The organism is Scopulibacillus darangshiensis (assembly GCF_004341035.1).
Classification (GTDB): Bacteria; Bacillota; Bacilli; order Bacillales; family Sporolactobacillaceae; genus Scopulibacillus; species Scopulibacillus darangshiensis.
In genome coordinates this window covers 1-11,879 of record NZ_SLXK01000069.1, presented here as the reverse complement: position 1 = coordinate 11,879, position 11,879 = coordinate 1, and the positions used below count along the sequence as shown (strand labels likewise).

The window sequence follows — 11,879 nt, the reverse complement described above, 5'->3', positions numbered from 1 at the left end:
TTTTTCATTTATTTGATGCGTAACAGATATTGTGAAATCGCTTGATGGATAAGCATTTTCCGTCTTATTAAGGATTTTCTATGAATAATCTAGGACAATGTTATTTTTTTATTCCTTTTAAAATTAAAGGACTACATTAAGTACACCTTTTCACAATCTTAGTTAAATATATTAAGTATACTTAAAATTTAATAACGATTAAATTGGTTGTTTCACACCTTTGAGCCATACAGTTTTGATAGTCAAAGTATCAGTTATCTTGGTTGTCGGATCGCCGTCTACCAGTACAAGGTCAGCACGCATACCTTCTGCAATACGGCCGCGATCATCAAGACAAAATCGACGGGCCGTTTTTGAGGTGGCTGATCTAAGTGCTTCTATAGGAGTAAACCCCGCCTTAACCAGCAATAACATTTCATGATGAACGCTGGCACCATGAGCAAGACCACCAAGATTCGGAACAGGGACCGGGGAGACATCCGTCCCGACCAGAATATCTACACCCGCATGGTGAAGATCCATCACATTATTAAAGCTATTCTCCATACTGCCTTGAGGAAAGGTATTAAAGCTGGAGTTTAAAATGTCAATCCATTCTGGACTTAATTTGGAATATACACGTGGATCATCCGCCAATTCCGCTGCCGAATTTCCAAGGATTGATGAGTTCAATACCAAGCATGGTACCAAGCATGGTGTAACAAATGCACCCGACTCAGCTATAGATTTCACCAACTTGGACGTTGATCCGGGTCTGTCGATAAACAAATGGCCCAAACCGTCCACTCCAATATTGATGGCAGCTTGGGAAGAATGAGCAGTCAGTACATGGGCAATGACGATTTTATCCAGCTTATGAGCTTCTTCCACAGCTGCTTTTAAAATGTCGTCACTTAAAACAGGCAGTCCAGGGGCGCCCATGACTGTACCTTCTTCAATCATGATTTTAATGAAGTCGGCTCCATTTTCAACTTGGGTATGCACATGCTTGATTGCTTCTTCCATAGTCGTCACTTGAGGAATTTCTTCGTGATCATGTGCGTATGCAGCCAGCATAGCCTCCCTCTCTTCCTTTGAAAGTTTTTCCAATTCTTTTAATACAAATTCAGGAATTTCATCCCCATCTGGCAGCAGTTCATCCGGATGACCGCCGGGAGCAGTGATCGCTGTACCAGTAGAACGAACGTCAGCGACATCAACCAAGTCTTTCAATTGGATCTCACGCCCTCTTTTTGTAAAATCACCGTTCATTTCGAGTTCGGTTGTAACACCAAATTTTAAAGCATCCCTTAGTCCACCTATAGAAGTGTGAACATGTGCATCAATCAAACCGGGCAATAATGTTGCATTTTCCGCATTGAAGATCGTTGCATTTGCTGGAATATCTTCGCCTACTGCAATAATTTTTTTCCCCTTTGATAACAATATTTCTTGCATCGATAACCTTTTCTCCATCGAAAATACGCACATTTGTAATCGCCGTAACTTTTTCCGGCGTAGAGTGATGAGTTTCGTTTGTCATTTTGATGTTCCTCCTTAGTTAAAAACAATTCATTTTGAATATTAACTATTAGGTAACTAATTGTCAATAGGCTAATTTTTATCATTGACAATCAAGTGGAAATTTTGTATAGTTTCTCTGTTGACAGTTAGTCCTCTAACTATTCAGCAGTTACATTAGGAGGTACAACCATGAAGTCCCGAAAAGATACAACCTATCTTGATTTGTTTCAAATTATCGGACTTAAGTTAAAAAAGAGAGCGGATGACAGCATAAAAGATTTGGGGTTAAACGCTCAGCAAGGAAAAATTATTGACTATATCTACAAGAATCAAGGGGAAGATTTAATTCAAAAGGATCTTGCGGATCGTTTCCATTTGCGCGGTGCCAGCATTACAAGCATGCTTCAAGGCCTTGAGAAAAAAGGATTGATCGAGCGCAAAATCCCGGCCAATAATGAACGGCAAAAAAATATTTATGTTTTGCCAAAAGCCGTTGAATTGATTGACTCCTTTAATCAATCCTTCCAAAAGGTGGAGGACGAAATCATTTCAGCCATTACCGAAGAGGAGCAGCAAACCTTAATAGAATTGTTGAACAAAGTCAATCAACATTTAAAATGAGCGTGACTAATGGAATCAAGGATAGCTGCAAGCTGCTGCTCGAAGGTCCGGGCATTTTGATCCCATATCGACCAAAATAGAACCTAATGGATGCTATGTATCCTTTCAAAATGGTGTGAATCTTAAAAAATTCTACTGTAATGAAGGGATATAAAATTGATATTGATGCTTTATTAGAATATAGAGTAACTGTAGGAAAACAAACACGACGAGTTATATCGACACCGCAACCAGGAAAAATCTAGTAGAAAAAAGGTGAGAAAGTGGATAAGGAATTTAAATTAGCTAGCCAACTATTAACTTTGCTTGATACTGAACAAAGATGGTTTACCTTAGCCGAAGTTGAAAAAAAATTAGGTATCTCAGATAAAACAATACGTAAGATAGTTGAGGAGATAAGCAAGCATTTACCACCTGCTCTAACAATTGAAGTTTCTAGAGGGAAGGGAATCTTTCTTCAACGTGATGGGCGAAGCAATACTGTTAATGAAGTGATTTCTATTATGTTCAGACAAACTATTTTTTATCGACTGATGAATTTATTGTTTACTAATGTTGGTCGATTCTCAGTGGAAGAACTTGCTGAAGCAATGTTTATGAGTTCCTCATCTTTGAAAAAACTGATTGCACAATTAAATAATAATGATCTGAAACCGTATAACTTACGCATTACTTATTCTTCACCTACAATAAAGGGGAATGAAATAAATATTCGGTATTTTTATTGGAAGTTATATTGCGATGCATACGAGTTTACGGGATGGCCCTTTGCGAAAATCAATTATACTTTTATAAATCAATTAATCACAAATATAGAGAATGAAGAAAATATTGTTTATTTTATCAATTCCAAAAGAAGTTTATCTTTTTTAGTTGCTATTGTTTTAGAAAGAGTTATTAAAGGGAAATGTATAAAAATTTCTGAAAAGGATTTCCCTTGGGAACAAGGTGTTTTTTATTTACCAGTGACAAATTTTGCAAAGAGGCTTGAACAAACGTTTTCCATTGAATTACCAAAAAGTGAAATATACTTTATGCAATCAATGTTTAGTCTTAGCCAATATAATTATTACGATGGATCAGAAACGGCACCGATTAAAGAAGTTGAATTACGCAAAAATAAAGAAGTATATCAAATGGTTAATCGGTTTTTAACGTTATTGGTAAAGGTTTATCCCAATATTGATATGAAAGAACGATTTATCTTGGAAATATATGAGTTCTTTGACAAGCTATTAATCGATAATGCAATTCCTGAATTGCTGTTGGTTTCAAAAAGTAATTTAACTACATATGTTCAAAAAGAGTGTCAGAAGATTAACCAAGAATTGCAAACTTGCATGCAAAAGTGGAATACAGCTTACCCTTCTGTATTGTATAATGACTTTCATTTAACAAAACTAACACTATTGGTTAGTTCGAGCTTACGTTATAAAAGTAAAAAAGCTTTCTTAGTAATCGGAGAAGAATTTTCAATCCGTCATTACATAGCGAATTTGATAAAAAAGGAAATTGGGGACCAGTTGATCATTAATACTTCAATAATGAAAGGGCTGACTGACGAAATTGTGCAGCAACATAATATTGATTTCGTCATAAGTAATTTTCCTGTTGCATTAAAGACAGTCCCAGTTGTTATTATTTCTACGATTCCATCTAAAAGAGATTTAGATAATATTCGTAAAGAATTGCTTTTGTAAGTTAATCAGAAAGTATAACTTTCTGACGCACATAAGTGCACTGGCTAGAGACGTAACATCCTGTTACAACGCCAGTACTAGCACGTCCTGTGCGTCGCAACTACGCCTTTGTCTTCGCCAAGGGCTCGCCAATCGGCGAGTTTTCTTTATTTTGGTCAATTTTCTTCGGTTCTCTACGTAAGAATTTGGTCTAGTTTGTTAGTATAAAAAAACGTATGCTCAAAGTAGCTTCATAAAAGCTACTTTTTTTTAGTTATTTAGGAAATGCTGGGGTATCCATCTTTTTAGTGGAAAATGGAAACGGTTTCTCTAGTTAACTTAAGTTTGGCATTAGTATGAGAAGGAGGAAAAGATATGAGTGTGCATTTAGGAGCAAAAAAAGGAGAAATAGCAGATCGTGTGTTGCTTCCAGGGGATCCTTTGCGTGCGAAATTTGTGGCAGAGCATTTTTTGGATGAAGCCTATTGTTATAACGAAGTAAGAGGGATGTATGGGTACACTGGATTATACAAAGGTTTGCCGATTTCCGTTCAAGGGACAGGGATGGGAAACCCATCGATGAGCATATATGCAACTGAATTGATAAATGATTATGGGGCTAAAAAATTGATTCGCATTGGGACATGTGGTGCTATGCAAAAAGAGCTTAATATCCGTGATATTATATTAGCCCAAGCGGTTTCCTCAGATAGCAATCTGACAGAGAAAATCTTTTATGGCTGTAATTATGCACCAACGGCAGATTTTTCATTGTTAATGAAAGCATACCAGCAAGCACAAAGTAAAAAAGTAAATGTTTTTGTAGGCAACATTTATAATTCAGATGAATTCTACCGTGAAACATTAGATAAGCTTCACAAGTTTATGGATTTCGGTGTATTAGCGGTAGAAATGGAAAGTACTGCCCTTTATACTTTAGCTGCTAAATATGGTGTAAAAGCATTATCTATTTTGACAGTAGGGAGTCAATTATTAACAAATGAACGCCTAACCCATAAAGAAAGTGAGCAATCCTTTAATGAAATGGTAGAAATAGCTCTTAATACAGTCATCGATGAGTAATTTATATGTAAAAGTGAATGGCACTGTTATTAATAACCAATGCAATAGCATCAATTCGTTTGATGGAGTCCGTTATTAAACAAAAGTACTTAATTGATAATGATCGTTATTTGCGTGCAGGATTTACGATTATCCCTTCATCAGCCGCCATTCATTTATCCCCGATAGTGGTAGCCATTTTAAATAATGGGTTAATTTGTGGAAGTCTTTAAAGCTATTATTCTATACCGAAAAAAATGGAACAAGCTTTTTAATCAACACTTTGGAGGGATATAAACATGCATTATATAATTTCTGTTGCTGGTCTGATTATTGTTCTCTTATTGGCATGGCTTGCGAGCAATGATAAGAAAAAGATTAAATATCGTCCAATCATTACAATGATTGTTATTCAAATTTTGTTAGGATTGATTTTACTAAAAACGAGTGTAGGGGAATTTTTAATTAAAGGTTTTGCGGACAGTTTTTCAAAATTGCTTGAATATGCCAACGAAGGTATTAATTTTGTCTTTGGTGGGATTGCCAACGAAGGGGCTCATACATTTTTCCTTTTTGTTTTGATGCCAATTGTTTTTATGTCAGCAATAATAGGGATTTTACAGCATTATAAAATACTGCCTTTTATTATAAGGTATATTGGTTTAGTACTGAGCAAAGTAAATGGAATGGGAAAATTAGAATCTTATAACGCTGTTGCAGCAGCAATTGTAGGGCAAAATGAAGTGTTTATTTCCGTAAAAAACCAACTTGGATTATTGCCTAAAAATCGTTTATATACATTGTGCGCGTCGGCGATGTCGACTGTGTCTATGTCAATTGTTGGTTCATATATGACCATGCTAGAACCTAGGTATGTAGTGGCAGCATTATTATTAAACTTATTTGGCGGTTTTATAGTTGCATCCATAATTAATCCGTATGAAGTTAAACCGGAAGAAGATATTGTTGATGTTCAGGATGAAGAAAAACAAACATTTTTTGAAATGCTGGGCGAATATATTATGGATGGTTTTAAGGTAGCTATAGTAGTCGGGGTAATGTTAGTTGGTTTTGTTGGGTTAATTGCTTTAATTAACGGAATATTCAGTGGTATATTCGGCATCTCGTTTCAAGGGATTTTAGGGTATGTCTTTGCGCCAATTGCTTTTCTTATGGGTGTACCATGGCATGAGGCTGTTAAAGCTGGCAGTATCATGGCGACAAAACTAGTTGCGAACGAATTTGTTGCCATGCTTGACTTTGTTAAGATACAGGGCAGTTTAAGTGAGCGTACAACAGCCATTGTATCAGTTTTTCTAATTTCATTTGCTAACTTTGGATCCATTGGTACAATCGTGGGTGCAGTTAAAGGATTGAATGAAAAACAAGGGAACGTTGTTGCCCGTTTCGGGTTAAAATTGTTATATGGTGCTACTCTTGTAAGCATTCTATCTGCAATAATCATCGGCATTGTATTTTAAGATATAAGATGGATTGTAAAAAAAAGGTCTTTTTGGAATATTACTGTCCCCTAGTAATTAAAGGATCTGAGGCACAAAAAAATGGGCATGAAAAAAGGCTCCCTGCACTTTACTTAAGCTATGATGAAAACCATAATGAACAATAGTGGACTTAATCAGGTAGTGGTGAATGGCTTGATGATGCCCCGTTTTTTTTGCGAATCTGAGCACACAGAAGAACAAAGCCAACAGACAATTTCTTATACTGTTGTATGAAATATTCAAAAGGGAAAACGAAATGATTCATTACGTGATGATCGAAGTAGAAGCATCTTACCATCATCGAGAAAATACGCTATATGACTGTTGCCAAAGACAAATGATTGAAGATTGGCAAAAATAGTTATGGTAATTGTTAAACCTCATTTGGATTCGTTACGCTGAACAGTACCATACCTTGAAACTATCAAAGATCTGAGAAAACCGCTATTGACAACAGTGAAATAGGGACTTATAATCATCTCTATCAAATTATAATTCTAAAAAAAGCATATAAGCATTGAAAAGGAGTAGTAAAAGGGAGCTCTAACGCGATAGAGATCTGTTCACAAGCTGAAAGAACAGACGTTATCCTCACTTTGAAGCCGCCTTTGAGCTTTGTTTTGGAAATGGCAAGAAAAAGCTGGAGTATAAAACAACGGTGTGGTCCACGTTATAGGGACCGAAGTTTATGTAGAACTTTATGAGTCTGTTTTTCGTAAGTTAAACAGAAAAGCTGAGTGGTACCGCGAATCCTCGCCTCGGTAATCAATAAATCGTGATCGGAACACGATTGTTGATTGTCAGGCGAGGTTTTTTTATTTGATACATGATAAGAACGCAATAAAAGCAAGTTGACAGGAAGACACTTAGGAGGAAATGTCATGACTAATTGGTTTCAGTTAGATAAAGAATACTTAATTTCTGCGTATCCCCGCACTTCGGTTGCCATAGCAGGTGGAAGAGGCTGCAGGCTATATGATGTCAATGGAAAGGAATATCTTGACCTATTCTCTGGTGTAGGGGTGAATCTATTAGGTTATGGTCACCCTGAAATTATAAAGGCTGCCAGCGACCAAGTCGAAAAGTGCTTACATCTTCCTTTTCACTTTTTAAATCCGGTGGCTATTGAATATGCAAAAAAAATAGTTGATCATTCATTAAAGGATGGGAAAGTGTTTTATACAACATCTGGTGCAGAGGCGACGGAAGCGACATTGAAGCTGGTTCACAAATACGGAAATATAACAAATGAACAACGTCATGGCATTGTTGTTCTCGGGGGAAGTTTTCATGGACGTACATTGGGTGCTCTTCACTTTACTAGACAGGAAGGCATATATCAGGATTTTCCCCATACAGCGATTCCTGTTTATGAAGTGGAACGTGAAGACTTGGAAGGGCTTGAAAGAACAATTCGTACGAAAAATCCCCTGGCCATCATGTTAGAGCCTGTATCAGGAAGCGGCGGAATCTATCCTTTGTCCAGCGGATATTTAAAAAGCGTCGAACGATTATGCCGGCAGTATAATATGCTTTTTATCGTGGATGAAGTTCAAAGCGGTATGGGCAGAACAGGCAAGTTGTTTGCTTATCAACATTCTGATGTTACACCGGACATTATTCAATTCGGCAAAGGAGCAGGAGGAGGTATACCTTTTGGAGGAATTATCGCTGGTGCGCGTCTTTATGACATGTTTTCACCCGGGGACCATGGAACTACATTTGCACACCCGCCAATCAGTACGGCTTTAGGATTAACAGTATTAAAAACATTAATTGATGATGGTTTAATGCAGAAATCTTATGATACGTCCTTATATTTAAACGAGCAGCTTCAAAAAGTCCGGAGAGAAAACCCTTATTTTATCGAAGAAGTACGTCATTGCGGCATGATGTTCGGAATCAGTATTCATGATACAAATGAAAACGTGAAAAAATTTCAGTTAGACTTGCTAGAAAAGGGAATGTTAGTTGATGTCACACAAGGGAATATTATTCGTCTTCTCCCTCCTCTTATCATAGCAAAAGAAGAAATCGATCAGTTTATCGATCAATTTCTTGCCTGTATGCCACAACCGCTTACCATGGCAGGTGGAGTGTGATAGAGGAAAAAAAGATTATGCTAGTGTTTCTGTTGCATAAATTGGAGGACAGAATATGACAGTTGGAAGTACTCCTTGAAAAGGTTAAGATCTTTTTCTTCACTGACCGCTTTTGTCAGGGTAGACGCTTTAAAATAAAAGGGACAACTAATTAAGGAGGCGACCAATAATGGTCATGACATTGGAGCAATTTCGCGAAATTTTGGGTGGGAATCGTCGCTTAACCATTCGAACAATTGAGGCTTTTCCTGAAGATAAGTTATTCACCTTTGCACCGATCGAACCGCTGCGGTCATTCTCAAAAATGATTTTAGAGATACTGGATATTGAACGCGGATATACGCGCGGTATCGCTCTCGGTGAATGGGAATATAGCCAGCCTTTTGCTGGTGTTTCGACTAAAGCGGAACTTTTGGACAGTTGTCACGAAACAAAGGAGGATGTACAAAAATGGTGGCCAAAGATCACCGAGGAACGGTTGCACACCGTAGAAAAAGATCCTTTTTTTGGTGGCGAAATGAGTCATTTCGAACGCCTGCATTATGCGTTGGAAAATGAAATCCACCATCGGGGCCAAGGTTTTATTTACCTGCGGTCGCTTGGGATTGAACCGCCGGCGTTTTGGGAGAGATAATAAAAAGGGACAACAGAATCGGACGCTTTAATTGAGTAAAAAGAGAATACATATCAGCCTATGTAAAATATGTATTCTCCTATATTTTAAAGGATTTTTTTAGGTCTTGATAAATTTTGCACGTATAAATAGTCCATTCATGCACTTTTATAGCATTTATGTATTTTGGATAAAATAGGAGGATTTAGATATTTTATGGCGAATAATATTTTATAAGCCAAAACGGGAGAGGAGGAATGAGCATGAAAAAGTTTAAAATAAGTGTCATGGCATTGGTAGCTGCGTTGTTGGTCCCTTCTTCTGCATTTGCAAGCAGCGGCTGGGATTACTTAGGAGAAGAAACTCTTTATTCTAATGGTGCTGAAAGTCATGTGTATGCTTCTACAGGTGGAGATTATATGATTTGTCGGGATGCTTATGTGGGTCCAGCTGGTGCGTTAAAAGTTGAATTATGGGAGTACGATCCTGAAAGTTATAATGATTATGTAGGAACAAGGTATATAAAACGAGGCGAGTGTGGAGTATTTCGCGGTATTGGCAACTTTGTTGATGGAGGAAATGAAGCGGAATTTTTTGCAAAGTCAAGAACTAGCAGTAATATGCACTTAATCTTTTATGATTAATTCACTTACTGAATAAAAAAAGGACCTAGGATTTGATTCTTAAAGAAAGTTGCAGTTTTGATACCTTTAAAGAGAATTCTAAGTGAGTATTTTTAAAACGGAATGTTCATTAAAAAGATAAGAATCCATTTTGATTAATCTTTATTTAAAATGGATTCTTTTTTTGTGTCGTTGAATATAGGTATGTTTCTGGGTCTCTCACGACCCGGCGGTTGTTCCCCCAATTTTTGAATAAAAGAAGGGACCTGCCGTAAATAAATCGAATTAATAATATGGTTGCCCGGTAAGTTTTGAAAATAAACGTTTAAAATGAGGGATACGGATTGAAAATTGACATTGCTGTCTTTGGATCACAAAAATTTTTAGATCAGCTCGATGATCTTTCGGATAACAAGGAGGTAAATTTAATTTATTTTCCTTATGACCATCCAAGTGGGGTAACTGAAAGTCTCCCAAAGGCTGCCAACTGTGATGGGTGGTTGTTCGCTGGTATGATGCCTTATGAATATGCTAAGTCTTATCGCTACAAGGTTGATATACCTAGTGTTAAAGTGCCAATTAATGAACTTACTTTTTCTTATTCCTTTCTGCATATCATCAATAATCTTGGTATTGCCCTAAATGACATTTCCATTGATACACCGGACAAGTCAATATTATTTTCGGTAACGGATGAAGCGCAAATGAACGGGAAAATAAACTACGCCTATGAATTAACAACTGACAGCGCGACAAAGTACCAACAAATCCAATCACTTTACCATTATCATCATTCTTTATGGAAACAAGGAGGAACAAAACTGGCGCTGACTTGTGTCCATACGGTCTATGATAAGCTGCAATCGGAAGGTGTCCCGTCAATGTATGTTATTGACCCATCAAAGAATATTATTGATACACTAGATCAAATCATATCACAGGTCCAGCTAAAACAAAAACAAGGATCACAGATGGCGTCAGGAATGATCGACATAAGTCCCACAAATGAAAAATTTGATCTAAAATCATTTATAGAAACATTCTCACGTGAAAACAATATAGACATTCAATATAAAAATAATGAATTTATGCTCTATAGCACAAGGGGAACAATTGAACTAATAACCAAAAAATTCCGAGAACCGCTTTTTACAAATAATGAAATAACTTACTCTGTTGGGATTGGCTTTGGGAATCATCTTCAGGAAGCAATAAAACACGCAAATATAGCCTTTGACTTATCGAAAAAAAGTGCAAAAGCCGGGCTTTCAGAAACGTTTATCGTTAGTGATGAGCAAAAAATTATAGGTCCGCTTGAACATATCAAAAGTGACATGACATACGAAACCCAGCTTAAATCAGAGGATCTAGATGTTATCGACATTTCTAAGACCGCGGGGATTAGTGTTTTAACTGTAAATAAATTATTGCATTTCCTAGAATTAAGAAACAATCAGGCATTTACTTCAAATGATTGGTCAGTCTACTTTAATGTAAGTAAACGCACCGGGGAACGTGTCATCAAAAGGCTTTTTGATTCAGGTTATTTAATCATCGCCGGTGAAGAGCAACCGCACCTCAATGGCCGTCCGCGAACGTTATATAATTGGAATCACAATTTTTAGAATATTGTTGACAAACGATTCACTATAGACTATTTTAGTAGTGAGTTATTATTTATAGTCAGTTAACGACTATATAACGACATCACTTAGGAGGTTAGTTATGAATCTTGCAACGTCGCCTTCCACGAACGAGAAAAAGCGGCATCTGAAAGTTCCCCATGTCTTTGTTATTTTGTTTTGCATTATTGTTTTGGCTGCAATAGTAACTTATCTAGTCCCTGCCGGAGAATATAAAAGAATAACCAAAGACGGGGCAACGCTTGTTGTCGATGGCACTTATCAAGTTGTATCGTCGTCTCCTGCAAAATTTATGGATATTTTTAAATCGATTCATCAAGGGATGATCGATTCAGCGGGTATTATTTTTTATATTTTTATTGTTGGCGGATCCTTTGGTATTTTCCGTGCAACAGGTGCAATCCAAGGAGCGGTAGGAAGCATTGCCAACAAAATCAAACCTGAAATATTCATAGTCTAATGTCGATGTCCCAAGAAATTGGGTTATATCAGGGTTTTCAATGCCATAACTTTCACCTAAAAAATGAAAGG

The 11,879-nt window shown here is 36.9% G+C and carries 10 protein-coding genes, 1 pseudogene and 1 other annotated feature; of the genes and pseudogenes, 10 read left to right on the top strand and 1 reads right to left on the bottom strand.

Annotated features, from left to right (window positions below; all coding sequences use genetic code 11):
• Nucleotides 1–198: 198 nt before the first annotated feature.
• Nucleotides 199–1,522 (bottom strand): annotated as a pseudogene (locus EV207_RS22220) (amidohydrolase family protein).
• A 170-nt stretch (nt 1,523–1,692) separates the two neighbouring features.
• On the opposite strand from EV207_RS22220, the gene EV207_RS22215 reads away from it, so the two are divergent.
• The 10 genes from EV207_RS22215 (at nt 1,693) to EV207_RS22165 (ending at nt 11,808) form a co-directional block, all read left to right on the top strand.
• A complete protein-coding gene (locus tag EV207_RS22215) occupies nt 1,693–2,124 on the top strand; it encodes a MarR family winged helix-turn-helix transcriptional regulator (RefSeq protein ID WP_132748567.1) in 432 nt (143 codons plus the stop codon).
• Between the two features lie 263 nt (nt 2,125–2,387).
• Nucleotides 2,388–3,824, top strand: a complete 1,437-nt coding sequence (locus EV207_RS22210; RefSeq protein WP_132748565.1) for an AcpB/EbpR/MafR family transcriptional regulator — start codon at nt 2,388–2,390, stop codon at nt 3,822–3,824.
• A gap of 354 nt (nt 3,825–4,178) precedes the next feature.
• The gene (deoD, locus tag EV207_RS22205) at nt 4,179–4,886 is read left to right on the top strand and encodes a purine-nucleoside phosphorylase (RefSeq protein ID WP_132748563.1); all 708 of its coding nucleotides are present in this window, start codon (nt 4,179–4,181) and stop codon (nt 4,884–4,886) included.
• 17 nt (nt 4,887–4,903) lie between these two features.
• Nucleotides 4,904–5,098 (top strand): hypothetical protein, encoded by a 195-nt coding sequence (locus EV207_RS22200; RefSeq protein WP_132748562.1) that lies wholly within the window; start codon nt 4,904–4,906, stop codon nt 5,096–5,098.
• Nucleotides 5,099–5,164: 66 nt separating this feature from the next.
• Nucleotides 5,165–6,346 (top strand): NupC/NupG family nucleoside CNT transporter, encoded by a 1,182-nt coding sequence (locus EV207_RS22195; RefSeq protein WP_132748560.1) that lies wholly within the window; start codon nt 5,165–5,167, stop codon nt 6,344–6,346.
• 529 nt (nt 6,347–6,875) lie between these two features.
• Nucleotides 6,876–7,131 (top strand) — a binding site (T-box leader).
• Nucleotides 7,132–7,248: 117 nt separating this feature from the next.
• A complete protein-coding gene (locus EV207_RS22185) occupies nt 7,249–8,469 on the top strand; it encodes an aspartate aminotransferase family protein (protein ID WP_132748559.1) in 1,221 nt (406 codons plus the stop codon).
• Between the two features lie 169 nt (nt 8,470–8,638).
• Entirely contained in the window at nt 8,639–9,103 is a 465-nt protein-coding gene (locus EV207_RS22180) for a DinB family protein (RefSeq protein WP_132748557.1), read from the top strand.
• A 242-nt stretch (nt 9,104–9,345) separates the two neighbouring features.
• Nucleotides 9,346–9,726, top strand: a complete 381-nt coding sequence (locus tag EV207_RS22175; RefSeq protein ID WP_132748555.1) for a hypothetical protein — start codon at nt 9,346–9,348, stop codon at nt 9,724–9,726.
• A 323-nt stretch (nt 9,727–10,049) separates the two neighbouring features.
• The gene (locus tag EV207_RS22170; protein ID WP_132748553.1) at nt 10,050–11,330 is read left to right on the top strand and encodes a hypothetical protein; all 1,281 of its coding nucleotides are present in this window, start codon (nt 10,050–10,052) and stop codon (nt 11,328–11,330) included.
• Between the two features lie 100 nt (nt 11,331–11,430).
• The gene (locus EV207_RS22165) at nt 11,431–11,808 is read left to right on the top strand and encodes a hypothetical protein (protein WP_132748551.1); all 378 of its coding nucleotides are present in this window, start codon (nt 11,431–11,433) and stop codon (nt 11,806–11,808) included.
• Nucleotides 11,809–11,879 lie beyond the last annotated feature (71 nt).